We start from the raw sequence: 25,827 nt of genomic DNA on the forward strand, positions 1-25,827 counted from the left end.
AGGGAGGTGTCCAGGCCCGCCTAGGGTGAGCCCATGGACATCTCCCGTTCCCGAGATCTCGACCACGCTGCGCTGATCCGCCTGTACGACGCCGTCGGGTGGCGCTCCTACACGCGGCGCCCCGAGGACTTCGGGCCCATGGTCCAGAACGCGTGGCTGGTCATCTCCGCGTGGGATGCGGGGGAGCTCGTGGGAATGGCCCGGGTCGTCGGCGACGGTGTGACGGTGGCGTACATCCAGGACCTGCTGGTGGACCCGGACCACCAGCGGCGGGGCATCGGTCGTGCGCTGCTCACCGAGGTGCTGGACGAGACGTCCCACATCCGCCAGGTCTACATCACCACCGACGATCCCCTCTGGAACCGCCATGTGGTGAAGCTCTACCGCTCCCTGGGATTCCGCCCCACCTCGGACCTGGGCTGCACCACGCTCGCCATCATGCGGTGAGCCGATGCGCTTGAGCAGCCCGTCGTCGAGGTTGAGTTTTCAGTCCTCGGTGCCGTCCTGCTCCAAGATGTAGCTGCTGAATCCGGGCGCTGTGAAAGCCAGCAAACCCCTGGCGGGCGAATCGAGAATCCCTTTGTCCATGAGAGAACGCCGGGCCATGCTGATGGCCGTGGTCGGCTTTCCCATGGCGGCTGCCACGTCGGCCCTGCGCGGTGCGGGGCTGGACTGCAGTGCGATGGCGCGCAGCAGTTCGCGTTCCGCAGGCGTAGCTTTACCCCATCTGGTGCGGTAGAACACATCCAGCTGTTCGAGCACCTCATCCTCGGACGCCTCCACTGCACCCAGCGTGATCGTCCCGCCAGGGTCGGGAAAACCCGCCGATTCCCATGCGGCGTGTGCCCACAGCTGGAGGAAGTGGGGGTAGCCGTGAGCTTTCTCCAGGACGGCCTCCACTGCTTGGTACTGCCAGGAGACACCGAACTTGATGGCGGGTTCGGACAGCGCGTTGTACGCGGCTTCCCGGCTCAGGTCCTTCAAGCGGACGAACTCGAAGCGTTCTCCGAACGTGGCGGCATCCGTGACCACATCCGACGTGTGACCCAATCCGGCCGCTACGAGGGTGGCTGGCAGGGGGCTTTCATCCCGGGAACGAAGATGCTGCCATGCATAGGCCAGCGCTTTCAGTGCCGTGTGATCCGCTGCCTGGAGCTCATCGATGAAGATCGCCAGGCCCCCGCCGTGCCGGTGCAGTGAGTGCGCAGTGGCGGCGATCAGGGCTTCAAGGGCCTGTCCCGGGGCCTCGGCCGTGGAGCGTCCCTGACCGGGAGAGGTTGTGGCCCCCAGACCTGCGACACTCACGGAGAGTTCCAGGTTCCGGATCAGGGATGCGATCTCCTGCGCGGCCGCGGAGTGCCACGCGCGGGTCAGCTTCTCGAGTTCTGCGGACAGGACGGGCAGAAGGTCGGCATCGCCAGCGGTGATCCAGACCGGGGTCAGTCCTCGTTCGCGTGCAGCTCGTTGGCCATACCGCAGCAAAGACGTTTTGCCGACCCCTCGGCTCCCTACGTACACGCGTGGCCGAGCAATGAATGCTTTTTCGTCCGCTACATGCTGCATCTGAACGCGTAGTCGAACCATGTGTGTTTCTCGCCCGGGAAGGAATGCGGTGACCTCGCCAGGGGTGTACGGGGAGCGCTGCATGGATACTCCTTTATAAAAACCGCTGAACTATAAAGAAGTATATAGAGGCTTCTGGCCAACGTGCCCGGTCAGTACAGCTGGGATGCCGGGCCCGGGTTCTGCAGCTGCTTCTTGAAACCGACGTGGGACGAGCGGTAGCCCAGACGCTCGTAGAAACGGTGGGCATCAGGCCGCGAGGTGTCGGTGGTCAGCTGCAGCAGTGAACAGCCCGAGTCGAGCGCAACGGTCTCCGCCCAGGCGAACATTCGTTCCCCCAGCCCCTGACCGCGAAGGGTGGAGGACACCCGAACGGACTCTATCTGCAGGCGGCGTGTGCCCCTGCGAGACAGGCCCGGGATCACCGTGAGCTGCATGGTGCCCACCACATCGCCCGCGTCGTTCCGGACGGCGGTCAGGAACTGGTGCGGATCGGCGGCGATCTCCTGGAAGGCGCGCTCGTAGGCACCCATGTCCCCGCCTTCCCGAGTGCTCCCCAGCGGATCGTCCGCCAGCAGGCGCACGATTGCGGGGAGGTCCTCCGGACGTACCCGGATGGGGCGGTACCGGGACCCGTCCAACAGTGTCCAGGTGGTGTCCGTCACATGGATCGTCACGCCACGTCCTGGTCTGCCCCGCTGTCCGCCACCGGCCACCGCTTGGCCACCAGCGTCAGGACGTCGTAGGTGGCCACGATCTCGTCCTTCTGGTTGGTCAGGCGGGCATCCCAGGCGACTTCGCCGTACTCGTCCGTGACGCGCGGGGTGATCTTCTTGGCGGTCAGGGTGACCCGGATGGCGTCGTCATACGTCACGGGGGTGATGAACCGCAGGTTCTCCAGCCCGTAGTTGGCGAGTACTGGCCCGGGGGCGGGCTCCACGAAGAGCCCCGCGGCCCACGAGACCAGCAGGTAGCCGTGGGCCACCCGCCGGGGGAAGAACGGGTTGGCCATGGCGGCTTCCTCGTCCGTGTGGGCGTAGAACGTGTCCCCGGTCTTCTCCGCGAACTCCAGGATGTCCTCGAGTGAGACCGTGCGCAGGTCCGAGACGAACTGGTCCCCGATCCGCAGGGTCTGCAGCGACTTCCGGAAGGGGTGCTCCCCGGTGCCGTTCTCCACGTCCTCGCGGGTCACGGTGTTGGCGGTCGCGCCCCAGTGCCACTTGCCAGTGATCCCGGTCAGCAGGTCCGGGGAGCCCTGGACGGCGGTGCGCTGCATGTAGTGCTTGACCGCGCGCACGCCACCGAGTTCCTCCCCACCACCGGCGCGGCCGGGGCCGCCGTGGACCAGGTGGGGAACGGGGGAGCCGTGACCGGTGGAGGTTTTAGCGTCGTCGCGATCCAGGAAGAGCACGCGACCGTGGTACGCACCGATTCCGGAGGCGAACTGCGCCGCGAGCTCGGGGGAGTGAGTGCACACAGTCGCCACGAGCGAGCCGCCGCCCAGCGCGGCGATCTCCACGGCGTCCGCGATGTCCCCCGAGTAGCCCAGCACCGAGGTGACCGGGCCGAACGCCTCGAGCTCGTGGACGGCGGGGGTGCGGGCGTCGTCGAACGAGAGCACCGTGACGGGGAAGAAGGCGCCCTGGTCCGGCAGGGACGCGAGTTCCTCGGGACCGCCGAGTTCCACGGTGGCGCCGGCGTCGATCAGGGTGCGCACGGAGCGCAGCACCTCGAAGTGCTGGTCGTCGGACGCGAGCGGGCCCACCGTGGTGGCGGAATCGCGCGGGTCGCCGACGACGGCGCGCTGCGCCACCCGCTCCCGCAGCGCGCCGATCACGGCGGGCTTGAGCGACTGCGGAACGATGACCCGGCGGATCGCGGTGCACTTCTGCCCGGCCTTGGCGGTGATCTCCAGGACCACGGACTTCACGAACGCCTCGAACTCGGGGGAGTCCTCGGTGACGTCTGGGGCCATGATCGCGGCGTTGAGCGAATCGGTCTCCGCCGTGAAACGCACGCCCTTCTCCTGCGCGTTGGTGTGGGCGCGCAGCAACTGGGCGGTGGCGGCCGAGCCGGTGAAGGCCACGTGGTCGCGGGCGTCCAGGTGGTCCAGCAGATCGCGCGCGGCGCCGGAGATCAGCTGCAGGGAACCCTCCGGCAGTATACCCGAGGCCAGCATGAGGCGCACGCACGCCTCCGTCACGTACCCGGTGGGGGTCGCGGGCTTCACGATGGTGGGCACGCCCGCGATGAACGCCGGCGCGAACTTCTCCAGCATGCCCCACACGGGGAAGTTGAACGCATTGATCTGCACGGCCACCCCGGGCACGCGGGTGTAGACGTGCTCACCCAGGAACGAACCGTCCCGCGAAAGCTGTTCCACCGCGCCGTCCACGATCACGTTGGCGTTGGGCAGTTCGCGCCGTCCCTTGGACGAGAACGTGAAGAGGGTCCCGATCCCACTGTCGATGTCGATCAGGTGGTCCTTGGCCGTGGCCCCGGTCGCGTAGGAGATCTCGTACAGCTCCTCCTTGTGCTCGCCCAGGTATTGCGCGAGCTGCTTGAGGATCAGGGCGCGGTCGTGGATGCGCAGTTGCCCCAGTGCGGCCTGGCCCACGGTGCGTCCGTGGTCCACGGCGCCCGCGGTGTCGATCCCCTCCGTGCTCACCCGGGCCACGAGCTCCCCGGTGGTGGCATTGCGCACGTCCGCGATCTTCTGCGGGTCCTCCGGCCGCCACCACTTCCCGGCGACGAAGCTGGGCAGGATCTGCGGTTCCTGGGTCTCGGATGCCTGGGTCTGGGTGTTCACGCGGGGTCCTCCGGACTGTCGCGGCCATAGCCGAACGATCGGTCAGTATATGGTCCAGGATAACCTAGGTCACACAAGGGCACCATGGTCACCACGCTCCGCCGTCGGCGTTCGACGCCGCTCTGCGCACCGCTCAGCGCGGCCCACCGGCGCGGCGTGGGGCCTGATCACCGAGGAGTCAGCATGCACGAGGATCCCACCCGCGCGGACGTCCGCGCCGAGAACGCACGAGTCGCGTCCCCCGCCGAGGAGTTCGGTGAGGCGTACGAGCCATGGACCATCGAGTTGGGTGAACTGGACGAGAAGATGGGCGTGGTGGTGGAGGAGCAGTCCGCCGAGCGCGTGGTGGCGACCATGCCCGTGGAGGGCAACCGCCAGTCCCTGGGGCTGCTGCACGGCGGCGCGTCCGTGGCGCTCGGGGAGATGCTGGGCTCGTGGGCCGCGGTGATCCACGGCTCCACCATGGGCAAGGTGGCCGTGGGCGTGGACATCAACGCGACCCACCACGCCTCCGCTACAAGCGGCCGGGTGCGCGGCGTGGCCACGGCGATCCACCTGGGGCGCAGCGTTACGAACCACGAGGTGGTCATCACCCACATCGACACCGGCAAGCGCCTGTGCACCGTGCGGATCACCAATTACCTCAAGCCCGCGAAGCGCTCCTGAGCATTCGTCCGACGAGGCCGCGGTGCCCGTCCCTCGGGAAGGGCACCGCGGCGTCGTCGTCCGCTGAGCCGCTCCGGCACCGCGGAGGGAGCGCGGAACCGCTCCGGCGCCGCAGGGAATACACGGAACCGCCCCGGCACCGCATGGGAACGGTGTCGGGGCGGTTCGTGGTCCGCGGGAGGGCTGAGGAGTCCCCTCTCATGCCGCGCGGACAGGGTGGACGCGGAGACCGGATGCCCGGAGTTCTTTGGCCTCAGTGACCGTGCTCCGGTCTCCGCGGGTCTTCAGGGCGCCGGGTTCAGAACTGGGCACTCTCGGTGGAGCCCGTGAGGGCGATCGTGGAGGAGTTGGGGTTGACCACCTGGGAGACCAGGTCGAAGTACCCGGTACCCACCTCGCGCTGGTGCTTGGTGGCGGTGTAACCGCGCTCCTCGGCGGCGAACTCGCGCTCCTGCAGTTCCACGTACGAGGTCATCTGGTTGCGGGCGTAGCCGTGGGCCAGATCGAACATCGAGTAGTTCAGCGCATGGAAACCGGCCAGGGTGATGAACTGGAAGCGGTAGCCCATGGCGGAGAGTTCGCGCTGGAACTTGGCGATGGTCTCGTCGTCCAGGTGCTTCTTCCAGTTGAAGGACGGCGAGCAGTTGTACGCGAGCATCTGGTCCGGGAAGTCCTCATGCACGGCATCCGCGAACTGGCGGGCCAGCTTGAGATCCGGCGTGCCGGTCTCCATCCAGATCAGGTCCGAGTAGGGGGCGTACGCCTTGGCGCGGGCGATGCAGGGCTCCACACCGTTGCGGACCTTGTAGAAGCCCTCCGGGGTGCGCTCGCCGGTGATGAACTCGGCGTCCTGCTCGTCGATGTCCGAGGTGATCAGGGTGGCCGCCTCGGCATCCGTGCGGGCGATGATGATGCTGGGGACGTCCTCCACGTCCGCCGCGAGGCGGGCCGCGTTGAGGGTGCGGATGTGCTGCTGGGTGGGGATCAGCACCTTGCCGCCCAGGTGACCGCACTTCTTCTCGGAGGCCAACTGGTCCTCCCAGTGCACACCGGCTGCACCGGCGTCGATCATGGACTTCATGAGCTCGAAGGCGTTGAGCGGTCCGCCGAAGCCGGCCTCCGCGTCCGCGACGATCGGCGCCATCCAGTTCTCCACGGTGTGGACGTCCTCGGCGTGCTCGATCTGGTCCGCACGCTTGAGCGCGTTGTTGATCCGGCGCACCACCTGGGGAACCGAGTTCGCAGGGTAGAGAGACTGGTCCGGGTAGGTCTGGCCCGCGAGGTTCGCGTCACCGGCGACCTGCCAACCGGAGAGGTAGATCGCCTTGAGTCCGGCCTTGACCTGCTGGACGGCCTGGTTACCGGTCAGAGCGCCCAGAGCATTGATGTAATCCTCCGAGTTGAGCAGGTACCAGAGCCGTTCCGCACCGCGGCGGGCGTTGGTGTGCTCTTCTCGAAAGGAACCCTGCAGACGCAGGACCTCCTCGGGGGCGTAGTCACGGGTCACGCCGGCCCAGCGGGGGTTCTCCTCCCAGTCCCGGGCGAGTTCCTCGGCGCTGCGGAGGTTGCTGTTCTCGTTGCTCATCTCGTTCTCCTTTGATCGTTCGAGCCGGCGGCCTCGGTGGGAGCTCCGCACGGGTAACTTGATGTGTTCCACTTTTGCCGCGATCTGCACTCCCGCATAGAGGCTTTTAGGATGAAGAATTGGTTTTCTTCACGTTTGAGAAAAATCTGCCTAAACTCGGACTATGACCCCGGACACAGGACCCCGCAGGCGCCGTCGCACCGGCGACGGCGCTCCCCCTCGCCCCGCCGCACCGCGGAGCGCTCATGGCTCGGAACCCGCGCGCTCGTCGTCCGACGTGCCACCCGAGGAGTCCGGGGACCCGACCGATCCGATCGTGCTGGGGCGGCGGATCCGCTACCGCCGCAAGCGACTGCGGATCACGCTCGAGGAGCTCGCGCGCACCGTGGGCATGGCGGCGTCGGCGCTGTCGCTGATCGAGAACGGCAAGCGCGAACCCAAGCTCAGCGCGCTGTCCGCCATCGCTGCCGCGCTGGACATGAGCGTGGAGCAACTGCTGGGGACCAAGGCGCCGTCGCGCCGCATGGAACTGGAGATCCAGGTGGAGCGCGTGCAGCGCGGACCCATGTACGCGTCCCTCGGGTTGCCCACGGTGCGGGTGGGGCCGGGCACGAGTACCGAGACCCTCGAGGCGCTCGCGGCACTGCAGCGGCAACTCGCCCAGCGGCTCGAGGAACAAGCGGCCACGCCCGAGGAGGCCCGGCGCGCCAACACGCAATTGCGAGCACGCATGCGGGGGATCGACAACTACTTCGAACGCATCGAGACCATGGCCGCGGACCTGCTCGCCGCGATCCGCCACACGGGCGGACCGCTGTCCGAGCACCACATCTCGCGGCTCGTGGAGCACGTGGGATTCGAGATCCACCAGGTCCCGGACCTGCCGCACTCCACGCGCTCGGTCACGGACCTGCGCAACCGCCGGTTCTACCTGCCGGCCACCGCCGGGGCGGGCTCGCCGTGGTCGGTGTTGTTGCAGGCCGTGGGGCATCACTTGCTTGAACACCACCGCCCGGCGGACTACGGCGAGTTCCTGGAACAGCGCGTGGAGACGAATTACTTCGCGGCGGCCCTGATGATCCCGGAGGCCTCCGCGGTGGACCTGCTGGGCCGCGCCAAGTCCCAGCGGGAGTTGTCCGTGGACGACCTACGGGACGCGTTCGCGGTGTCCCACGAGACCGCGGCACACCGGATGACCAACCTGATGACCCACCACTTCGGCATCCCCACCCACTTCGAGAAGGTGCACTCCTCCGGGATCATCCACAAGGCCTGGCAGAACGACGGGTTGCAGTTGCCCACCGACCACAGCGGCGCGGTGGAGGGGCAGAGGGCCTGCCGGTTCTTCTCCGCGCGGCAGGCGTTCTCGGGGACCAACCGGTTGCTGTCCCACTTCCAGTACACCGACACCCCGCACGGCACGTTCTGGTGCTCGGCCCGCGTGGAGGGATCCGAGAACGGGGAATTCTCCATCTCTTTCGGTGTGCCGTACGAGCACGTCAAGTGGTTCCGGGGCCGCGCCACCACGGTGCGCCACACCTCCACCTGCCCCGACCCCGCGTGCTGCCAACAGCCCGCCCCGGCGCTCGCCGAGCAGTGGGACGGCCAGTCCTGGCCCTCCGCCCGCCCCGCGTCCCACATGCTCGCCGCCATGCCCGCCGGCGCGTTCCCCGGGGTGGACGAGACCGAGGTCTACCGCTTCCTGCAGCGACACGCCCCCGTTGCCTCATCCGGCGACCTCACGTAACCTCCATCACGTTCCCGCCGATGACGCCGCGCCACCCCTACGCGCCCGGACCGTCCGTGTCCGGACGCCGCGTGCCCGGGCCCCGAGCGTCGTCGGCGATCCGTAGGCATGAAAGGTGACCCATGAGCTTCGCGACCGCCGACCTGTACGACGAACACGGCGAGGACCTGCAGTCCGTGACCACCCAGTTCATCTCGGTGGGTGGTGTCCACCGGTTCACCGGACCCATCCGCACGGTGCGCTGCTTCGAGTCCAACGTGGACGTCAAGAAGCTCGTGGCCACCCCCGGTGAGGGCGCGGTGCTCGTGGTGGACGGGCAGGGATCCATGAACCGCGCGCTGCTCGGGGACAACGTGGCCCGCACCGCCATGGAGAACGGGTGGGCCGGGCTGATCATCAACGCCCCCGTGCGGGACCGCGTGGAACTGGGCACCCTGGACATCGGCATCAAGGCGCTGGGCACGAATCCCCGCAAGTCCGAACCCAACGACTCCGGGGAAGTGGACGTGATCGTCACCTTCGGCGGCGTGACCTTCCGCCCGGGCAGGACCCTGTGGGCGGACGAGGACGGGGTCCTGGTGGAGCGCTGAACCCGCCACCTCCGCTGGACGGATATACGACGGCGACTTCCGCACCCGCGGGGGTCGCCGTCGTCGTTCCGGTGGGGGCCGGGTGTTGTGATTACTTCTGGGCCACGAACTCCTGGCCATCCGTCAGGTACACGTTGCCGTACTTGTCCACGGTGGAGTTGGTGCGCAGATCCCACTCCTGAACTCCCAGCACGGGAGCGGGGCCGGAGGAGACCACCGTGGTGCCCTCCCTGGGCGGTACGTACCCCACGGCCTGACCGTTCTGGTACACGGCGTAGCTGGCCTGCTTGTCCGCGGGGACACTGCCGGGTTCCACGACACGTTCGTAGCTCACGATCTCCATGGCGCCGAAGACGGGGTGGTGCACCGGGATCGCTGCGGTCTTGTCGCACGGCCCCGCGCAGGGGTCCGCGACGGCCGGCAGGGACGGCGCCGTAGCGGTGGCTGACGCGGCCGGGGTGCTGCCCGCACCCGCGGTGTTCGCAGCGGTGACCGGGCCGGGGGTGGGGAACAACCCCGCGGCGTCGTGGAACCCCAAGTCAGAAGGGGTTCGACGCGCGGAACAGCCGATGCGCACCCGACCCGCCACGAGTACGGCCGTGCACGCGCTCAGGAGTAGTCGTAGAACCCCTTGCCGGATTTACGGCCCAGTTCGCCGCGCTCGACCATGTCCCGCATGAGCTGGGGCGGGGCGAAGCGGGGGCCGAGCGTGGATTCGAGGTACTCCGCGATCCCCAGGCGCACGTCCAGACCCACGATGTCGGTGAGGGCGAGCGGGCCCACGGGGTGCTTGTAGCCCAGGACCATGGCGTTGTCGATGTCCTCCGCGGACGCCACACCCTCCTCGACCATGCGAATGGCCTCGAGGCCCAGGGCCAGCCCGAGCCGGGAGGACGCGAAGCCGGGAGCGTCGTTCACGGTGGCCGGCGTCTTGCCGATGCCCGCGACCCACTGCAGGGTCAGCTCTTTCAGCTCCTGACGGGTCTTGCGCCCGATCACGATCTCCACGAGCGTGGAGGCCGGGACGGGGTTGAAGAAGTGCATGCCGCAGAACCGCTCGGGGCGCTGGAGCTCATCGGCGAGCCCGTCCACGGAGAGCGAGGACGTGTTGGTGGCCAGCCACGCCGTCTCGGACAGGTTCTTCTCGACCCGCTGGAGGGAGGAGACCTTGAGGTCCCAGGTCTCGGGAACGGCCTCGATCACGAGCTCGCAGTCCGCGAAGTCCGCGTAGTCCACGCTCACGGAGAAGTTCTGGGTCCACGTCTCTAGGTTGCCGTCGATCTTCCCGCGCTCGAGGGACTTGACGAGGTCCGATTCCACCCGCTCCTTGGCGCTCTCCGCGGCCGGCCCGTCCACCTCCACCACGGTCACGCGCGCTCCGGAGATCAGGAACGCGTGGGCGATCCCCGCGCCCATGCGCCCGCCTCCCAGGACTCCCACGCGGGACGGGACGGTTGCGGTGGTGTTCTCGGTCATGTCTTGGGCTCCTTCTTGCGGTCCAGGAACGCTTGCATACGGTCGAATTTGGCCTGCGACTCGAACAGGATGGCCTGCGCGAGCTCGTCCACGTGGGGGTGCGCCTCGCGCGGCATGGCGAACACACGCTTGGACACGCGCACGGCCAGCGGGTCCTGCGCGGCGATGCGATCGGCCAGGGCATCCGCCGCGACCAGCAGCTCGTCTGGTTCGTGGATCTCGGTGATCAGGTGGGCCTCCAGGGCCTCCTGCGCGGAGAGGGTCCGACCGGCCAGCAGGATGTCCTTGGCGAGTGACTCACCGGCCAGTTCCCGCAGTCGCCACAGGGCCCCCGCGGCGGCGATGATGCCCAGGCCGGTCTCGGGTTGGCCCACCTTGACCCGCGGCGTGCCGATCCGGAAGTCCGCGGCCCACGCGAGTTCCGCGCCCCCGCCCAGCGCGTAGCCGTCTAGGGCCGCGATCACGGGCATGGGTAGCTTGGCGATCCGGTCGAACAGCTGCGAGTTCACGCCGCGCAGGGCGTCCTCACGACGCCGCTCGCGCAGTTGCGCGATGTCCGCACCGGAGGCGAAGATCCCCTTCCCGTTCACGTGCGTGCCGCTCAGGATCATGATCCGGGGATCGCGTTCCAGACGGGCGCACACAGCGTGCAACTCGTCCACCATGACCTCGTCGATGGCGTTGCGCACCGCGGGGTGGTCCAGCGCCACGTGCAGGCGGTCCGGGGTCTCGGTGATGCGCAGGGCCGTGAACTGCGCAGCCCACTCGGGGGTGTCGTGCTGCGTCATGGCCGGATCACACCCGCTCCACGAGCAGTGCTGCACCCTGGCCCACGCCGATGCACATGGTGGCCAGGCCCTTGGCGGTCTGCTCCCGTTCCATCCGGCCCAGCAGGGTGATGACGATGCGCGAGCCCGAGGAACCCAGGGGGTGGCCCAGGGCGATCGCCCCGCCGTCCCGGTTCACGATCTCCGGGTCCAGGCCGAGCCGGCGGATCGATGCGAGCGACTGGGTCGCGAACGCTTCGTTGATCTCCACGGAGCCCAGATCGCCCGCGTTCCAACCGGCGCGCTCCAGGACCTTCTCGGATGCGGGCACCGGGCCCAGGCCCATGATCTCGGGGGCGAGACCGGCGGAAGCGCCGTCCACGACGCGGCCTCGGGCGTTGAGCCCGTACTTGGTCACGGCCCGTTCGCTGGCCACGATCACGGCGGACGCGCCGTCGTTGAGCGAGGACGAGTTGCCGGCCGTGACCACGGACCCGCCCTTGACCACGGGGCGCAGCTTGGCGAGCACCTCCGGGGTGGAGCCCTCGCGGGGGCCCTCGTCCGTGTCCACGACCGTGACCGCACCCTTGCGGCCGTGGACCTCCACGGGCACGATCTCGGCGTCGAAATGACCGGCGCGGATCGCGGCCAGGGCCTTCTCGTGCGACTGCGCGGCGAAGGCGTCCGCGTCCTCGCGGGAGATTCCGTCCACCCGGGCGACCTCCTCGGCCGTCTCGGGCATCGAGTAGGTGGCCTTGCCGTCCCGCGAGAGTGGGCCCTCCACGAACGCGGGGTTCACGAACCGCCACCCGATCGAGGTGTCGAAGACCTCCCCGGGCTTGGCGAACGCCGTACGGGGCTTCTCCATGACCCACGGCGCGCGGGACATGGATTCCACGCCACCGGCCACCACGATGTCTGCGGCCCCGGACTTGATCATCTGGGACGCGATCGTGATCGCGGACATCCCCGACGCGCACAGCCGGTTGACCGTAATCCCGGGGACCGTGTCCGGGTACCCGTTGAGCAGCCACGCCATCCGGGCCACGTTGCGGTTCTCCTCACCGGCGCCGTTGGCGTTGCCCAGGATCACCTCGTCCACGAGCGCGGGATCGATGCCGGCGTCCTCCACGACGGAACGGATGCACAGTGCGGCTATGTCGTCCGGGCGCACCGAGGACAGGGCACCGCCGTAACGACCCACGGGGGTTCGCGCCCCTCCGACGAGGAAGGCTTGGGGCATCGAGGACATGGCAACTCCTAAGTGGGGCAATAACTGACCGAGCGTTCACTGCAAAGGTTCCCCGATCATGTGAGCCACGTCAATCGATGACGGTCACGCGGGGAAGAGCGCGACGGGCCCGGCAACCGTATGGCTGCCGGGCCCGCCGTGCGCCGTCGTGACCTCCGACGAATCAGAGGCCGGGACGGTTGGTTCGTGTGTCGGGGATCAGTGGCGGCGGATGCGCGCCGGAGCGGTGGTCTCGGGCTCGCCGGCCACCGGGGGAACGATCTCGTCCGGGTGAGCCCGGACGTACTCCTGGTGCACCTCCGCGACGTGCAGGTCCTTGCCCTGGTCCGACTTCTTGACGAAGGAGACCGCGATGAAGGACACGAGCGAGATCAGGGAGATGTACAGGCCGATGGTCCACGCGGCGCCGGTGCGGTTGAGCAGCAGCTGGGCGATCATGGGGGCGAACGCGCCACCGATGATCGACCCCAGGGCGTAACCGATCGAGACACCGGAGTAGCGGACGCGGGCCGGGAACATCTCGGCGTACATGGCGGACTGCGGACCGTAGGACGGACCCAGACCGATCGTCAGGATGAAGATCGCGGCCGCGAACAGGGGCAGGGACGCCGTGTTGAGCATCCACCACATGGGGATGGCCCACAGGATGATGATGCCGTAGCCGACCTGGAACGTGAGCTTGCGCCCGATCTTGTCCGAGATCCACCCGCCGAACATCGTGAAGATGAGCCACCCGACGCCGCCCACGAGCGTGGCGATCAGCGTCTCGGGGCGGGACATCCCCAGGGCCTTGGTGCCGTAGGACGCGAAGAACGCGATGACCAGGTAGCCTGCGGCGTTGTTCGCGGCGAAGATCAGCGCGGCCAGGATGACCTGCGGGGAGTTGGTCCGGAACAGCTGGCCCAGGGGAGCGGAGGACTCCTTGGCGCGCTGGCGCATCTCCAGGAACACGGGGGACTCGTCCACGGAGCGGCGGATCAGCCAGCCCACGAAGATCAGCACGATGGAGAACAGGAACGGAACGCGCCAGCCCCAGGCCTCGAACTGCTCGGGGGTCAGGATGGTGCTCAGACCGAACATGAACAGGGTGGCCATCAGTACGCCCAGGGGCACACCGATCTGGGGGTAGGCGCCGAAGAAGCCGCGCTTGTTCGCGGGCGCGTGCTCCACGGACATCAGGGCCGCACCACCCCACTCACCACCGGCGGAGAAGCCCTGCAGGATACGCAGGACCAGCAGGATGATGGGGGCCGCGATACCGATCTGCTCGTACGTGGGCAGCAGACCGATCAGCGTGGTGGCCGCGCCCATCCCGAAGAGGGTCATGACCAGGGTGATCTTGCGCCCGTACTTGTCACCGATGTGACCGGCCACGATCGCACCCAGGGGACGGAAGAGGAAGCTGATGCCCAGGGACGCCCAGGCGACGATCTGTCCCAGCGTGGCGTTCTGCTCGCCCGCCGGGTTGAAGAAGTGGGTGGCCAGGATGAAGGCGGCCGCCTGCGCATAGATGAAGAAGTCGTACCACTCGATGGTGGTGCCCACGAGGGTGCCCGCAAGGACCTTGCGTTCTTCTCGGGTCATGGTGTGCGCCGGCTGAGCGGGCGCTGAGGTGGTGGATGCCATGTGGGTCTCCAGGATCGGCGGACGCGGGGTCCGTGGGGTGCCAGTGGCGGAGTGGATCAGGGGAATAACCGACCGATTGGTCTCGAAATAAGTGTACGAAAGAATGTGAAGCGCGCCACACATTTCGTGTATTAAATCGTATATTTTTCCCGGGCCGTTCACCCGGGCGGGCAGCATGCCGGCCGTTGTGACGCGTTCATGACACGGCAACGCCCCCTCCCGCCGTGCCGCACCGTGGAAGGTGCGGGCGCAGCGGAAGGGGGCGGGCGGCGTCGTCGTCCGGGAAGATCGGGGAGCCGGAACGGTCAGCGACGCGGTGGGACTAAAAGCTGCAGGACCAGTCGCGCGGCCTGATCAGAACAGGCGCTCGGACGCGATCCGCGCACCCTCCACGAGGGACTCGAGCTTGGCCAGCGCGATCTGCGGGTGCAACCGCCCGCCCAGACCGCAGTCCGTGGAGGCGATCACGTTCTCCTTGCCCACCACGGACGCGTACTGCTCGATCCGGTCCGCCACGAGCTCGGGGTGCTCCACCACGTTGGTCGAGTGGGAGACGAAACCGGGGTAGACCACCTTGCCCTCGGGCAGCTGGTGGTCCTTCCAGACCTTCCATTCGTGGCCGTGGCGCGGGCTGGACGCCTCGAAGCTGTAGCCCTGCGCGCGGATGGTGAGCATGAGGTCCACGAGGTACTTGAACTCGAGGTCCGTGGTGTGCGGGCCGTGCCACGAACCCCAGCACAGGTGGAAGCGGATCTGCTCCTCGGGGAGGTCGCGCAGTGCGTAGTTCAGCGCGTCCACGCGCAGCTGGGTGAAGGCCAGGTAGTCCTCCACGGTGGGCTCGGGATTGATCTGGTCCCAGGACTCGGCGATCGAGGGGTCGTCGATCTGCACGGTCAACCCGGCGTCTACGATGGCCTTGTACTCCTCGCGCATCACGTCCGCGCACGCGTAGACCAGTTCCTCGTCGCTCGCGTAGTACTCGTTCTTCACGCGCGCGCACGAGCCGGGGGACAGCGCTGCCACGAACCCCTGCGTGGCCCCGGTCTCGGCCATGGCCTCCTTAATCCGGCGGATGTCACCGGCCACGGCTTCCTGACCCGTGTAGGTCAGCGGGCCCGTGATCTTCGGCTGGGACACGCTTGCGCGGTGGGCCAGGACCCCGGCCGTGGGATCCTCGTAGGCCTCCCGGAACTTGGAGCGATCGCGGCGGTCCGGGAAGCTCGTGAGCACGATGTTGCCCGGCGACGAGCGCAGCGTCTCCGCCGTCTGCCAGCGGTCCTCGTCCGTGGGGGTCAGCCCGCCCAGGCGGTGGAACGAGTAGTTCCACCAGGCCCCGTAATCCACGGCGCCGGACGTGGTGTGGCCGTACTCGCCGTCATTGACGATGTCCAGGCCGATCTCCCGCTGCTTGCGCACGACGTCGATCACCCCGGCGTCCAGCGCCTCACCCAACTGCGCCAGGTCGATCTCCCCGGCCTGGAAGCGGTTGTTGGCCTCGAGCAACTGCGGCGTGCGGGGGAGGGACCCCACGTGGGTGGTCTGGATGCGATCGGTGTTCAAGGGCATGGCTGTGCTGATCCTTTCCATCGGTCCTGGCGTTAGCACCGGTGTCACCCCGGTTGCTGCGGCTTCCACGAGCCAGATCTCTCGGCCGCTCTGGATGGGTACTGCTCCATCCAACAGCATCGCGAGGAGTGGACGCCAGCCGGGGCGTGTCGGACGACGACGCCGCTCCCCGGGTTCCTCCTGCCCGGCCCCTCGGGCTCGGGTCACCGGGGCTTCCGTGACCGGGCGGCCCCCGGTGCGGGCCATGACTCGTAGCTGGTCCGGGGTGGTCCGTTCCGGATCGTGACCCGGCGGCCCCCCGGGGCGTAGCGTGACGCGGTAGGAGAACCGTCCACGCGCAAAGAGGCTGTCATGGAGCAATCGCTCGAGGGGAAGAAGGCCCTGGTCACCGGTGGGGCCAGCGGGATCGGCCGCGCCGCCGTGCAGGCGTTCGCGGACCGCGGCGCCCACGTGGTCGTCGCGGATATCAATGAAGAAGCCGCTCAGACGACGGCCTCCGAGGTGGGCGGGGAAGCCTGGGTCGTGGACCTCTCGGACACCGCCGCGCTCGCCGAACTGGGCCTGGACGTGGACATCCTGGTCAACAACGCGGGGATCCAAAAGGTGACACCCGTGCAGGACTTCGACCCCGCGGACTTCCACCGCATCCTCACGCTCATGCTCGAGGCTCCGTTCCTGCTGATCCGTGCCGCACTGCCGCACATGTACGAGCGCGGATGGGGCCGAATCATCAACGTCTCCTCCATCCACGGTCTGCGCGCGTCCGCGTACAAATCCGCGTACGTCACGGCCAAGCACGGGCTCGAAGGGCTGTCCAAGACCGTGGCCCTGGAGGGCGCTGAGCACGGTGTGACCAGCAACTGCGTCAACCCCAGCTACGTGCACACCCCGCTCGTGGACAAGCAGATCAAGGACCAGGCCGCGACCCACAGGATCCCCGAGGACCAGGTGATCGAGAAGATCATGCTCACCGAGTCCGCGATCAAGCGCCTCGTGGAACCCGAGGAGGTTGGCGAGCTCATCGCGTTCCTGGCCGGCCCGTCCGCGGGCATGGTCACGGGTGCGTCCTACACGATGGACGGTGGCTGGACGGCGTCCTGAGCGCGGGGCGACGTCGCCGCGTCCACCCTCGCTGCCGTTCGGTGTCGAGGCAATGGCCCGCGTTCCACGGCCCCTCTCCGGCCAAGGGCCCGAACATCTGTGTCCCGAAAAAACACCCGCAGTCGCACAACGCGTGCGGTATCGGGGCACAGATGTTCCGGGGTGCGAGGACGCGGGGTCTGACGGTACGGGACGACGCCGCTGCGTCCGGTTCACACGGTCGTGGCCCCCGCGCGCAGCGCCGCGGAGAGCCTGTGGGCCTGGTCCAGCAAAGCCGCCCCGAGGCGGGGTCTGCGTTCCGTGGTGAACCGGGGTTCGATCCCCGTCAGGGAGAGCGCGTAGCGGGGTTGGCCGGTCGCGTCGAACACCGCGGCCGCCATGCCCCACGAGCCCTCCACAATACGTCCGGGGTTCAGGGACCAGCCGTCCTCCCGGACCTGGGCGACGAGGCGGCGGACGTGAGCGTCGTCGTGCTGTGGACCGAGGCGCGTCCGCTCCTCCCGGGTGTCCGCGAGGGCGGTCTCCAATTGGTCCGGGGGTAGGTGACCGAGGATCGCGAGTCCCGCAGAGGCCACGCCCAGGGGCAACCGCAGACCCTCGTAGAGCACGTGCGAGCGCACCGGGAACGCCCCCTCCACCCGGGCCAGGCAGATGACCTCGTTGCCGCGGCGAGCGGAGAAGAACGCGGACTCGCCCGTGGCCTCGGCGAGCCGCTGCAGGCACGGGGTCGCGAGGTCCTGGGCGGGATAACGTTGGGCGGCCACCGTGCCCAGGATGTGCAGTTCGGGACCCAGGGCCCAGTTGCCGTCCTCCGTGCGGTCCACGAGCCCCTCGGCGGCGAGCGCTGCGAGCAATCGGTGCGCGGTGGGCCGGGTCAGCCCCGTGCGGTGGGCGATGGCCGCGGTGGATCCGGTTGACTCCCCGGATGCCACGGCCTGCAGGATCGCGGCGATCCGGGAGACCACCTGCGTGCCCTGCGGGGAGGGCTGCGGGTTCCGGGATTTCTGCGGGGTCATACACGCTCCTGCGTCGGGACGTTCACAATATGGACAGACTAGCGACAGTTTTTCAGATTGTGATCCCTTCATCGACGATTACGGGTGAAGCATTGACCAAGATGTGGTCACTTTCTAGCCTAAGAGGCAGATCACGCACTGGAGGGGTGACCATGTCCAAACTCAGGGACAACGTGGCCGAGTTGCTCGCCGAGACGCTGCGGGACGGGATGACCGTGGCGGTGGGCGGTTTCGGACTGTCCGGGATCCCGCGGGACCTCATCGAAGCGGTCCGGGACAACGGAGCCAAGGACCTGACCGTGGTGTCCAACAACATGGGCGTGGACGGCAAGGGGCTCGGTCTGCTGCTGGAGAACAAGCAGGTGAGTAAGGTGCTGTCCTCGTACGTGGGGGAGAACAAGGAGTTCGCCCGCCAGTACCTGGAGGGTGAGCTCGAGGTCGAGTTCAACCCGCAGGGCACGCTCGCCGAACGGCTGCGCGCGGGCGGTGCGGGGATCCCCGCGTTCTACACCGCCACCGGTGTGGGCACGCGCGTGGCGGAGGGGAAGCCCACCGCGGAGTTCGACGGGCGCACCTACATCCTGGAACGCGGGATCGTCGCGGACATCGCCCTGGTGCACGCGTGGCGAGGGGACACGGACGGCAACCTGATCTACCGGCGGACCTCGCGCAATTTCAACCCGGTGTGCGCCACGGCCGCACGGATCACGTTTGCGGAGGTCGAGGAGGTCGTGGCCCCGGGCGAGTTGGACCCGGACCACATCGTGACCCCCGGGGTCTTCGTGCAGCACGTGGTGCAGTACTCGGGGGCGCCCAAGGAGATCGAGCAGCGCACCACGCGACCGAGGCCCGCGGCGTCGTCGTCGGAGGGCGGGACGGACGTGCGGACCGGCGGTGGTGCCGCCCGGGGCGCGGGCAACGGCGGAGCGGAAGGAGCGGTGGCATGAGCTGGACGCGTGATGAGATGGCGGCCATCGCGGCGTCGGAACTGACCGACGGCGACTACGTGAACTTGGGCATCGGGATCCCGACACTCGTGGCGAACAACCTGCCCGAGGGCGTGAGCGTGGTGCTGCAGACCGAGAACGGGGCGCTGGGCATGGGCCCGTTCCCGTACGAGGGGGACGAGGACCCGGACCTGATCAACGCCGGGAAGCAGACGATCACCCTGCAGCCGGGGGCCGCGATCTTCGACTCCGCGATGTCCTTCGCGATGATCCGCGGTGGACACGTAAAGATGGCGATCCTGGGGGCCATGCAGGTCTCGCAGCGCGGCGACCTGGCCAACTGGATGATTCCCGGCAAGATGGTCAAGGGAATGGGCGGGGCCATGGACCTTGTGACCGGAGCACCTCGTGTGCTGGTCTTGACGGAACACGTCGCCAAGGACGGCTCCGCCAAGCTCAAGCGGGAGTGCGATCTGCCCCTGACCGGTGTCGGGGTCGTGGACCGCATCATCACCGACCTGTGCGTCTTCGACGTGGAGGAACACGGGCTGGTGTTGCGGACCCTCGCCCCGGGTGTGACCGAAGAAGAAGTAGCAGCCAAAACCGAGGCCGAATACCGGGTTGAGCTCGTGGACGTCACCCCGGACTCCGTGCCCGTACAGGAGGAGAAATGACAGAGAACGCCAATGACGTGGTGATCGTCAACGGAGCACGCACACCCCAGGGCAAACTGCTGGGCGCGCTCGCGGACCTGAGCGCCGTGGACCTGGGCGCGCACGCGATCAAGCACGCCGTGCAGCGCGCGGGGGTCTCCCCCGAGGACGTGGATTACGTCTACATGGGCAACGTGGTGCAGGCGGGCACCGGGCAGAACCCGGCCAAGCAGGCCGCGGTGAAGGCCGGACTTCCTAAGACCGTCCCGGCGGCTGCCCTGAACAAGGTGTGCCTGTCCGGTCTGGTGGCTGTCACGGAAGCGGCGCGAATGCTGCGCCTGGGTGAGGCGGACGTCGTCGTGGCCGGCGGGATGGAATCCATGACCAACGCGCCGCACCTGGCCCTGGGCGCCCGCAAGGGCAAGCCCTACGGGGACATGCGGCTCACGGACTCGCTCGCCCACGACGGGCTCGTGGACGTCGAGAAGGGCGTGCCCATGGGTGAGCTCACCGAGTCCGGCAACGGTGAGCGTCAGATCGACCGCGCCGAGCAGGACGCGGTGGCCGCGCGCAGCCACCAGCTCGCGGGCAAGGCCCAGCAGGACGGGATCTTCGCGGACGAGATCGCGCCCATCGAGGTGCCCCAACGCAAGGGCGATCCGATCACGGTGTCCGAGGACCAGGGCGTGCGCCCGGATTCCACCGCGGAGGGCCTCGGCAAGCTGCGCCCCGCCTTCACGAAGGACGGCGCCATCACCGCGGGCAACTCGTCCCCCATTTCCGACGGCGCTGCGGCCCTCGTGCTGACCACGCGCGGTTACGCGGAGGAGCACGGACTCGAGTGGCTCGCCGTGGTGGGCAAGCCCGGTCAGGTGGCCGGCCCGGATACCTCCCTGCACTCCCAGCCCTCCCGGGCCATCGAGCACGCGCTCTCGCGGTCCGACTGGACCCTGGAGGATCTGGACTTCATCGAGATCAACGAGGCGTTCGCGGCCGTGGCCGTGCAGTCGGTGCGCGACCTGGGCGTGGACCCCGAGAAGGTCAACATCCACGGTGGTGCGATCGCCCTGGGCCACCCCGTGGGGGCCTCGGGCGCGCGGATCGCGCTGCATGCCGCTTTGGAACTGGCGCGGCGCGGCTCCGGCAAGGCCGCCGTGTCCCTGTGCGGTGGCGGCGGTCAGGGTGAGGCGTTGTTGTTGAGCCGTTGAGCCTTTGAGCCTTGCAGGTGGGTCACGCCCGTCCCGGACCCGGGGTGGGCGTGACCCACACCAGGGGCGGCCCGGCTCGAGCCGGCTGACCGACCCGGGTGCTAGCCGGGGGCGGGCGGCCGGGTTGATCGAATGGATTCAGGAGGAACCATGGCGCACACGGCATCCACACCGGACTCGACATCGTCGGAGGGCCCTGGATCAGGGGGCGGGCCTGTCCCGGACTCCCGGCGCACCCGCAAGCGGGCGGCGCTGTCCGGGTTCCTGTTCGGATGCGGTATCGCCGCCTCCATGATCGACTTGTTCATCTTCCACCTGGGCCTGCAGTGGCACCACTTCTACGACCTTTCCACGCATGAGGTGGCCCTCGTGACGGACGGGTTCTTCCACGCCTTCGGGTGGTTCATCACCATCTGGGGTCTGTTCCTGCTCGCTGACGTGCGCCGACGGGGTGGGGTGCACTGGCCCCACTGGATCGGGGCCGTGATCCTGGGCGTGGGGACCTTCCAGCTCTTCGATGGCATCGTGGACCACAAGCTGCTGGGCATCCACCAGATCCGCTACGGGGTGGACATCCTGCCGTACGACCTCGTGTGGAACGGCACCGCGGTGATCCTCATGCTCATCGGGTTCGTGGTGCTGCGGCGCGGCGCGCGGGCCTATCGGACCCGCTGATGTCCTCGGACCACGCCCACCATGCGGATCACACCCACCACGCGGAGACCGCCGCTGCTGTCGGATGGCCTGTGTTCGAGTGGCTGGTCGTGGTGGTGCTGGTGCTGGCTGCCGCGGGGTACGGGTGGTTGTTGTGGTCGGGCCGTCACAGGACGGGCCCGAGTCCGTGGCGTCCCGTGAGTTTCTACGTCGGCCTGCTGGGCGTGGGGGTGGGCCTCGTGGGGCCCCTCGCCTACGCCGGGCACACCAGCTTCACCGCTCACATGGTGGGGCACCTGTTGGTGGGGATGCTCGGACCCCTGCTGCTCGTACTGGGCGCGCCCGTGCGGGTGGCGCTGCGCGGACTGTCCACCGCCGGGGCGCGCCGGGTCTCGCGGGTGCTGCGGTTCCCGGTCGTCCGCTGGGTCACGCACCCCGTGGTGGCCGCGATCCTCAATGCCGGCGGGTTGTGGTTGCTCTACACCACCGCGCTGTTCCACTGGATGCACGCCTCCGCGTGGGGCCACGCGCTCGTCCACACCCACATCTTCCTGGCCGGCTACGTGTTCACGGCGGCCATCGCCGGACCGGACCCCGATCCGCATCGTTCGTCCTTCCGGGTGCGCGCCGTGGTCCTGGTGCTCTTCATCGCGGCGCATTCGGTCCTGGCCAAGTGGCTCTACGCGCATCCGCCCGCGGGAGTCGCGCCCCACGACGCCCACGTGGGCGCGCAGGTCATGTACTACGGCGGCGACGTCGTGGACGTCCTGCTGATCGTCCTGCTGTTCCTGGGCCACCACCGGGCCACGCGCCCGCGCCCGGCAACCGATCGCATGTACCCGACCCTGATCCAGATCGGAGAACCACCCGTGTCCCGCCACCACCGAGAGCCGTTGTCATGAGCACCCCGGGAACCCCGCAGGCCACCGCCGCCCGGTCCGAACCGCCGCTGGCCCGCGTGATGCGGCCGCTCAACACCGCCGTGGAGAGGTTCATCCCCTCGGCGCTGATCTTCGCCATAGTCCTCACCGTCCTGGTGGCCCTCATGGCCCTGCTGCTGACCGATTCCGGGCCCGTGGCCGTGATCCAGGGATGGGGCACGGGACTGTCCGGGCTGCTGGAGTTCATGACCCAGATGGCGCTGGTGCTGTTGCTCGGTCATGCCCTGGCCAGTACCCGGCCCGTGCGCGCCGGTCTCGGCAAGTTGGCCTCGGTGCCCCGCTCACCCCTGCGCGCCTACGTCTTCGTGTTCGTCATCGCTGCGGTGGCCTCGCTCATCACATGGGGTTTCGGCCTGGTGGTCGGCGGTCTGCTCGCCCGGGAGGTCGCCGCGGAGTTCGCGCGCAGGCACCAGGCCGTGAGCTTCCCGATGCTCGTGGCGTCCGGGTTCTCCGGGTTCGTGGTGTGGCACATGGGGTATTCGGGCTCCGGCCCACTGACCGCCGCGACCCCGGGCTCGTTCATCGAGAAGCAGGTGGGCCACATCATTCCCATCAGGGAGACCATTTTCTCGTGGTGGAACATCAGCGCGATCGTCGTCACCCTGATCCTGGTGGCCCTGGCGCTCTGGCTCGTGGCACCGCGCAGCGTTCCCGAGTCCCACACGGTCACGGCCGAGGCGCTCGCCCAGTCCGAACAGGAGATCGAGCGTCCGGTCATAGAGGCCCCGGCCGACCGGTTGGATGCCTCCCGCATCCCCACGACTCTCGTGGGCCTGGCACTGGTGGCCTACCTGGTCATCCACTTCGCCGGGGGTGGAACGGTCACCCTGAACATCGTGAACTGGATGTTCCTGGGGCTGATCTTCCTGTTGTCCCGCAACACGTTCGAGGTCATGGGCCTGGTCAAGAACGCCGCGTCGAACGTGGGGGACATCCTGCTGCAGTTCCCCCTGTACGCCGGGATCATGGGCATCATGACCGCCACGGGGTTGATCCAGGTGCTCTCCGACTCGATCGTCGCCGTGGCATCGCCCCAGACGCTGGGCCTGCTGGCCTTCCTGTCCGCAGGGTTGGTCAACTTCTTCGTCCCGTCCGGCGGTGGACAGGTGGCCATCCAGGCGCCCATCCTGTTGGATGCCGCCGCCCGCCTGGACGTGGACCCCGCCGTGGTGATCATGGCGGTGTCCTACGGCGATCAATGGACGAACATGATCCAGCCGTTCTGGGCCCTGCCGTTGCTGGCCATCGCGGGACTGAAGATTCGGGACATCCTGGGCTACACGACCGTGGTGTTGTTGGTGTCCGGCATCGTCTTCGCCGCCACCATGCTGGTCGTGGGCGCGGGGGTCTGAGTGCGTGTCGTGCTCCGGGCGCACTGCGGTCCCGGAGCACGACGGCGCTCGACGTCACCTCGCTGAGGTGGCCGGGGTGTCAGACCTCGTCCGGGTTCCAGCCCTGGACCTTGCCGTCCGGGGCCGCGTACTTCACGATCAGGCTGCAGTCCAGATCCCCGTAGCCCTCGTCGATCAGACGTGGGAAGCGCTGGGCCGCGAGCTCGGCCGCGGGCAGGTCCACGCCCGTCTGCTCACCGGCGGACAGCGCGAGCCCCACGTCCTTGGCGGCCAGGACCGCGGAGAACGTGGACTCGAAATTGTTGTTGGCGGCGGCCGAGGGGACGATGTCCGGGACGGGGTACCACGTCCGCAGGGCCCAGGAATCGCCGGAGGACACCGACGCGATGTCCCAGAACACCCGCGGATCCAGGCCCAGTCGTTCGGCCAGGACGGAACCCTCCGCACACGCTTCGAGATTGATGAAGAGCATCATGTTGTTCACGATCTTGGCCGATTGCCCCATGCCCGGCCCGCCGGTGTGCACGATCCGACCCGCCATGGGAGTGATGACCTGCTCGGCCCGGGCCACGGTGTCCTTGTCGCCCCCGATCATGAACGTGAGTGTTCCCGCCGCGGCACCGCTGATCCCGCCCGAGACCGGGGCGTCCACGAACGCGAAACCCTTCTCCGCCGCGGCCTACTTCCTGGGGCTCTACGCGTCCGCGGCGTACGTGGAACACCACCCGGCCATCGAGTCCCCCGCCCAGCTGCAGAAGCATCCCCTGCTCTACTTCATCGAGTCGATGCAGGACGTCCCGGAGCTGATCGATCCCGTGCGGCATCTGCCGCGGATGCACCAGTCGATCGGGGCCACGTCCTCCATGGTGCACGTGGAGTTGACCCGCTCCGGGGCGGGTATCGGCCTGCTGCCGTGCTACCTGGCCGATCGCGCCGGGGACCTCGTGCGGCTCTTCCCCGAGGAGTTCGCGTTCCGTGCGTCCTACTGGGCGGTCTCGCGCCCGGACCTGTTGAAGCGCCCCGCGGTGAAGGCCGTGATGGACGCGCTCCGGGCGGCGGTCGAGGACATGAAGGACACGCTGGTCGCGTCGGCCGGCACCGGTCGTTCGCGGCCCCGCGGCGAGCGCCGGGGTCCGCGCGCCAACGCACTCGCGCGCTAGCGCACCATCCTGAGCTCGCGCAGATCCGACAGTCGCGGGTCCACCGTCTCGGTCCCGTCCGCGCGGAAGCCATTGCGCTCGTAGAACCGGATGGCGCGCGCGTTGGCCGCGGCGACCCACAGCTGCGCGGGCTCGGCACCCAGCGCGGCGTCCAGCAGCGCCTGTCCCGCTCCGCCGCCGTGGTGTTCGCGCAGAACGTACACCATGCGCAGCGCGGTCTCCCGCGCCGGTTGCGACTCCTCCGGTGCGCCGACCGCGGCGAAGCCCACGATCCGTCCGGCCACCTCCGCGACGCGCACCGCGCTCCGGCCGGCTTCATCGCGCAGCAGGCCGTCCCACATGGTGCGACGACGCCGCTGCGCCGTCTCGTCGTAGAAGCGCTCCGGGAGCATGCCCGCGTACGTCTCACGCCAGGAACGCACGTGGACGGCCGCGAGGGCGGGAGCGTCGTCGGGCTCGGGGAGACGGATGGTGAAGGCGGGCCGTGTCATGGGTCGGACCTCTCGAGGGGTGCTGCCTCACGACCGAGGATCAGGGCCAGTCCGGCCTCGAACCGCGGAGCGCTATCAGTGGTGGGCAGCCCCATGGCCTCGCGGGTCTGCTGAGCGGTGACGGAGCCCAGTGTGAACCGGACCAGGGTCAGGGCCGTGTTCTCGGCGGTTCGCTGCGTGAGACCCGTGGCGGACAGGGCCGCGACGAGTAGCGGAACCGGCGGCAGGTCGAGCGGATCGAGGGCGTGGGCCACGCCGACGACCTCCGCGCCGTCGCGCACCGCGAGGATCAGCCGACGGAACTCCGCGGCAACCCGAGCGGGGTTGAGGTGGCCGGGCTCGGTGCGGCCGTCATCGGAGTGCCCCGGACCCGCCCCGTCGTGACCGGCCGAGCGGACGGCGCGGGGAGCGGCGTCGTTGCGCACCGCGCGGTCGGCGGCGAGCGGTGCGACCATGCGCTGGGCGAGCACCGCCAGCAACTCCTGCTTGTTGGCCACGTGCCAGTAGAGGGCGCCGGGCTGGACCTCGAGCTCCTTGGCGAGGCGGCGCATGGAGAGGTCACCCAAGCCGTAGCTCTGCAGGATGTGCCACGCGGCATCCACCACGTCATCGCGGTTCAGGGCCACGGTGCTCCTCTCGGGGTGCTCGGTCGGGTGC

26 protein-coding genes and 1 riboswitch are annotated in these 25,827 nt (G+C 68.6%); of the genes, 12 read left to right on the forward strand and 14 right to left on the reverse strand.

Going from position 1 to position 25,827, the window contains the following annotated elements:
- Positions 1–33 precede the first annotated feature (33 nt).
- On the forward strand, positions 34–447 hold the full coding sequence (locus ACW9PK_RS06845) for a GNAT family N-acetyltransferase (protein WP_064846498.1): 414 nt from the start codon (positions 34–36) through the stop codon (positions 445–447).
- Between the two features lie 39 nt (positions 448–486).
- Here ACW9PK_RS06845 and ACW9PK_RS06850 read toward each other — a convergent pair whose 3' ends face one another.
- From ACW9PK_RS06850 to paaZ, 3 genes are all read right to left on the reverse strand, one after another.
- The gene (locus ACW9PK_RS06850) at positions 487–1,647 is read right to left on the reverse strand and encodes an ATP-binding protein (protein ID WP_144997047.1); all 1,161 of its coding nucleotides are present in this window, start codon (positions 1,645–1,647) and stop codon (positions 487–489) included.
- Between the two features lie 68 nt (positions 1,648–1,715).
- Complete coding sequence (locus ACW9PK_RS06855) at positions 1,716–2,240, reverse strand: GNAT family N-acetyltransferase (protein WP_368844764.1); 525 nt, start codon at positions 2,238–2,240, stop codon at positions 1,716–1,718.
- The gene (paaZ, locus tag ACW9PK_RS06860; RefSeq protein WP_457015384.1) at positions 2,237–4,372 is read right to left on the reverse strand and encodes a phenylacetic acid degradation bifunctional protein PaaZ; all 2,136 of its coding nucleotides are present in this window, start codon (positions 4,370–4,372) and stop codon (positions 2,237–2,239) included. Before paaZ ends, ACW9PK_RS06855 begins: the two co-directional genes overlap by 4 nt.
- Before the next feature lie 183 nt (positions 4,373–4,555).
- On the opposite strand from paaZ, the gene ACW9PK_RS06865 reads away from it, so the two are divergent.
- A complete protein-coding gene (locus ACW9PK_RS06865; protein ID WP_144997051.1) occupies positions 4,556–5,038 on the forward strand; it encodes a hotdog fold thioesterase in 483 nt (160 codons plus the stop codon).
- A 298-nt stretch (positions 5,039–5,336) separates the two neighbouring features.
- Here ACW9PK_RS06865 and aceA read toward each other — a convergent pair whose 3' ends face one another.
- Entirely contained in the window at positions 5,337–6,623 is a 1,287-nt protein-coding gene (gene aceA / locus ACW9PK_RS06870; protein WP_064846502.1) for an isocitrate lyase, read from the reverse strand.
- Between the two features lie 277 nt (positions 6,624–6,900).
- On the opposite strand from aceA, the gene ACW9PK_RS06875 reads away from it, so the two are divergent.
- Both ACW9PK_RS06875 and rraA read left to right on the forward strand, forming a co-directional pair.
- Positions 6,901–8,370: an XRE family transcriptional regulator gene (locus ACW9PK_RS06875; protein WP_144932551.1), complete on the forward strand. Its 1,470-nt coding sequence runs from the start codon at positions 6,901–6,903 to the stop codon at positions 8,368–8,370.
- 122 nt (positions 8,371–8,492) lie between these two features.
- A complete protein-coding gene (rraA, locus tag ACW9PK_RS06880) occupies positions 8,493–8,960 on the forward strand; it encodes a ribonuclease E activity regulator RraA (protein ID WP_064846504.1) in 468 nt (155 codons plus the stop codon).
- 91 nt (positions 8,961–9,051) lie between these two features.
- Here the strand turns inward: rraA and ACW9PK_RS06885 are convergent, their stop codons facing one another.
- The 6 genes from ACW9PK_RS06885 to ACW9PK_RS06910 form a co-directional block, all read right to left on the reverse strand.
- A complete protein-coding gene (locus ACW9PK_RS06885; protein WP_368835926.1) occupies positions 9,052–9,498 on the reverse strand; it encodes a hypothetical protein in 447 nt (148 codons plus the stop codon).
- Positions 9,499–9,569: 71 nt separating this feature from the next.
- The gene (locus tag ACW9PK_RS06890; protein WP_144997055.1) at positions 9,570–10,436 is read right to left on the reverse strand and encodes a 3-hydroxyacyl-CoA dehydrogenase family protein; all 867 of its coding nucleotides are present in this window, start codon (positions 10,434–10,436) and stop codon (positions 9,570–9,572) included.
- Complete coding sequence (locus tag ACW9PK_RS06895; RefSeq protein ID WP_144997057.1) at positions 10,433–11,224, reverse strand: enoyl-CoA hydratase/isomerase family protein; 792 nt, start codon at positions 11,222–11,224, stop codon at positions 10,433–10,435. The genes ACW9PK_RS06890 and ACW9PK_RS06895 overlap by 4 nt, the downstream gene beginning before the upstream one ends.
- A 7-nt stretch (positions 11,225–11,231) precedes the next feature.
- Positions 11,232–12,455, reverse strand: coding sequence for a thiolase family protein (locus tag ACW9PK_RS06900; RefSeq protein WP_131332200.1), 1,224 nt, complete (start codon positions 12,453–12,455; stop codon positions 11,232–11,234).
- A gap of 198 nt (positions 12,456–12,653) precedes the next feature.
- Complete coding sequence (locus ACW9PK_RS06905; RefSeq protein WP_098053538.1) at positions 12,654–14,081, reverse strand: MFS transporter; 1,428 nt, start codon at positions 14,079–14,081, stop codon at positions 12,654–12,656.
- 354 nt (positions 14,082–14,435) lie between these two features.
- A complete protein-coding gene (locus ACW9PK_RS06910; RefSeq protein WP_457015385.1) occupies positions 14,436–15,647 on the reverse strand; it encodes a cobalamin-independent methionine synthase II family protein in 1,212 nt (403 codons plus the stop codon).
- A 14-nt stretch (positions 15,648–15,661) separates the two neighbouring features.
- A riboswitch (SAM riboswitch) is annotated at positions 15,662–15,748 on the reverse strand.
- Between the two features lie 250 nt (positions 15,749–15,998).
- Here ACW9PK_RS06910 and ACW9PK_RS06915 point away from each other — a divergent pair.
- Positions 15,999–16,748, forward strand: a complete 750-nt coding sequence (locus ACW9PK_RS06915) for a 3-hydroxybutyrate dehydrogenase (RefSeq protein ID WP_457015386.1) — start codon at positions 15,999–16,001, stop codon at positions 16,746–16,748.
- A gap of 212 nt (positions 16,749–16,960) precedes the next feature.
- On the opposite strand, the gene ACW9PK_RS06920 is transcribed toward ACW9PK_RS06915, so the two are convergent.
- Complete coding sequence (locus tag ACW9PK_RS06920; protein WP_457015387.1) at positions 16,961–17,764, reverse strand: IclR family transcriptional regulator; 804 nt, start codon at positions 17,762–17,764, stop codon at positions 16,961–16,963.
- A 152-nt stretch (positions 17,765–17,916) separates the two neighbouring features.
- On the opposite strand from ACW9PK_RS06920, the gene ACW9PK_RS06925 reads away from it, so the two are divergent.
- The 6 genes from ACW9PK_RS06925 to ACW9PK_RS06950 all read left to right on the forward strand — a co-directional run bounded on the left by ACW9PK_RS06925 (position 17,917) and on the right by ACW9PK_RS06950 (position 23,519).
- Entirely contained in the window at positions 17,917–18,711 is a 795-nt protein-coding gene (locus ACW9PK_RS06925; RefSeq protein ID WP_085107960.1) for a CoA transferase subunit A, read from the forward strand.
- On the forward strand, positions 18,708–19,385 hold the full coding sequence (locus tag ACW9PK_RS06930) for a CoA transferase subunit B (RefSeq protein WP_085107957.1): 678 nt from the start codon (positions 18,708–18,710) through the stop codon (positions 19,383–19,385). The genes ACW9PK_RS06925 and ACW9PK_RS06930 overlap by 4 nt, the downstream gene beginning before the upstream one ends.
- A complete protein-coding gene (locus ACW9PK_RS06935; protein ID WP_457015388.1) occupies positions 19,382–20,572 on the forward strand; it encodes an acetyl-CoA C-acetyltransferase in 1,191 nt (396 codons plus the stop codon). Before ACW9PK_RS06930 ends, ACW9PK_RS06935 begins: the two co-directional genes overlap by 4 nt.
- 150 nt (positions 20,573–20,722) lie before the next feature.
- Positions 20,723–21,247: a DUF2243 domain-containing protein gene (locus ACW9PK_RS06940; RefSeq protein WP_085107952.1), complete on the forward strand. Its 525-nt coding sequence runs from the start codon at positions 20,723–20,725 to the stop codon at positions 21,245–21,247.
- Positions 21,247–22,128, forward strand: coding sequence for a cytochrome c oxidase assembly protein (locus ACW9PK_RS06945; RefSeq protein ID WP_457015389.1), 882 nt, complete (start codon positions 21,247–21,249; stop codon positions 22,126–22,128). The genes ACW9PK_RS06940 and ACW9PK_RS06945 overlap by 1 nt, the downstream gene beginning before the upstream one ends.
- On the forward strand, positions 22,125–23,519 hold the full coding sequence (locus tag ACW9PK_RS06950; protein WP_457015390.1) for a short-chain fatty acid transporter: 1,395 nt from the start codon (positions 22,125–22,127) through the stop codon (positions 23,517–23,519). The genes ACW9PK_RS06945 and ACW9PK_RS06950 overlap by 4 nt, the downstream gene beginning before the upstream one ends.
- Before the next feature lie 79 nt (positions 23,520–23,598).
- On the opposite strand, the gene ACW9PK_RS06955 is transcribed toward ACW9PK_RS06950, so the two are convergent.
- Positions 23,599–24,171: an NAD(P)-dependent oxidoreductase gene (locus ACW9PK_RS06955; RefSeq protein ID WP_338066031.1), complete on the reverse strand. Its 573-nt coding sequence runs from the start codon at positions 24,169–24,171 to the stop codon at positions 23,599–23,601.
- Between ACW9PK_RS06955 and ACW9PK_RS06960 the strand changes: the two genes are divergently transcribed.
- Positions 24,113–24,679: a LysR substrate-binding domain-containing protein gene (locus ACW9PK_RS06960; RefSeq protein WP_457015391.1), complete on the forward strand. Its 567-nt coding sequence runs from the start codon at positions 24,113–24,115 to the stop codon at positions 24,677–24,679. The genes ACW9PK_RS06955 and ACW9PK_RS06960 overlap by 59 nt on opposite strands.
- On the opposite strand, the gene ACW9PK_RS06965 is transcribed toward ACW9PK_RS06960, so the two are convergent.
- Both ACW9PK_RS06965 and ACW9PK_RS06970 read right to left on the reverse strand, forming a co-directional pair.
- The gene (locus tag ACW9PK_RS06965; RefSeq protein WP_457015392.1) at positions 24,676–25,170 is read right to left on the reverse strand and encodes an N-acetyltransferase family protein; all 495 of its coding nucleotides are present in this window, start codon (positions 25,168–25,170) and stop codon (positions 24,676–24,678) included. The genes ACW9PK_RS06960 and ACW9PK_RS06965 overlap by 4 nt on opposite strands.
- Entirely contained in the window at positions 25,167–25,796 is a 630-nt protein-coding gene (locus ACW9PK_RS06970) for a TetR family transcriptional regulator (RefSeq protein WP_457015393.1), read from the reverse strand. Before ACW9PK_RS06970 ends, ACW9PK_RS06965 begins: the two co-directional genes overlap by 4 nt.
- Positions 25,797–25,827: the final 31 nt, after the last annotated feature.

Source organism: Kocuria sp. MNB10, from assembly GCF_054073685.1.

Coding starts and splice junctions, on each gene's coding strand:
- ACW9PK_RS06950 (WP_457015390.1), top strand. CDS start 22,125: ATGAGCACCCCGGGAACCCCGCAGGCCACCGCCGCCCGGTCCGAACCG.
- ACW9PK_RS06915 (WP_457015386.1), top strand. CDS start 15,999: ATGGAGCAATCGCTCGAGGGGAAGAAGGCCCTGGTCACCGGTGGGGCC.
- ACW9PK_RS06945 (WP_457015389.1), top strand. CDS start 21,247: ATGTCCTCGGACCACGCCCACCATGCGGATCACACCCACCACGCGGAG.
- ACW9PK_RS06850 (WP_144997047.1), bottom strand. CDS start 1,647: ATGCAGCGCTCCCCGTACACCCCTGGCGAGGTCACCGCATTCCTTCCC.
- ACW9PK_RS06960 (WP_457015391.1), top strand. CDS start 24,113: ATGAACGTGAGTGTTCCCGCCGCGGCACCGCTGATCCCGCCCGAGACC.
- ACW9PK_RS06925 (WP_085107960.1), top strand. CDS start 17,917: ATGTCCAAACTCAGGGACAACGTGGCCGAGTTGCTCGCCGAGACGCTG.
- ACW9PK_RS06905 (WP_098053538.1), bottom strand. CDS start 14,081: ATGGCATCCACCACCTCAGCGCCCGCTCAGCCGGCGCACACCATGACC.
- ACW9PK_RS06890 (WP_144997055.1), bottom strand. CDS start 10,436: ATGACCGAGAACACCACCGCAACCGTCCCGTCCCGCGTGGGAGTCCTG.
- aceA (WP_064846502.1), bottom strand. CDS start 6,623: ATGAGCAACGAGAACAGCAACCTCCGCAGCGCCGAGGAACTCGCCCGG.
- ACW9PK_RS06865 (WP_144997051.1), top strand. CDS start 4,556: ATGCACGAGGATCCCACCCGCGCGGACGTCCGCGCCGAGAACGCACGA.
- ACW9PK_RS06920 (WP_457015387.1), bottom strand. CDS start 17,764: ATGACCCCGCAGAAATCCCGGAACCCGCAGCCCTCCCCGCAGGGCACG.
- ACW9PK_RS06935 (WP_457015388.1), top strand. CDS start 19,382: ATGACAGAGAACGCCAATGACGTGGTGATCGTCAACGGAGCACGCACA.
- ACW9PK_RS06845 (WP_064846498.1), top strand. CDS start 34: ATGGACATCTCCCGTTCCCGAGATCTCGACCACGCTGCGCTGATCCGC.
- ACW9PK_RS06940 (WP_085107952.1), top strand. CDS start 20,723: ATGGCGCACACGGCATCCACACCGGACTCGACATCGTCGGAGGGCCCT.
- ACW9PK_RS06930 (WP_085107957.1), top strand. CDS start 18,708: ATGAGCTGGACGCGTGATGAGATGGCGGCCATCGCGGCGTCGGAACTG.
- ACW9PK_RS06910 (WP_457015385.1), bottom strand. CDS start 15,647: ATGCCCTTGAACACCGATCGCATCCAGACCACCCACGTGGGGTCCCTC.
- rraA (WP_064846504.1), top strand. CDS start 8,493: ATGAGCTTCGCGACCGCCGACCTGTACGACGAACACGGCGAGGACCTG.
- ACW9PK_RS06895 (WP_144997057.1), bottom strand. CDS start 11,224: ATGACGCAGCACGACACCCCCGAGTGGGCTGCGCAGTTCACGGCCCTG.
- ACW9PK_RS06900 (WP_131332200.1), bottom strand. CDS start 12,455: ATGTCCTCGATGCCCCAAGCCTTCCTCGTCGGAGGGGCGCGAACCCCC.
- ACW9PK_RS06965 (WP_457015392.1), bottom strand. CDS start 25,170: ATGACACGGCCCGCCTTCACCATCCGTCTCCCCGAGCCCGACGACGCT.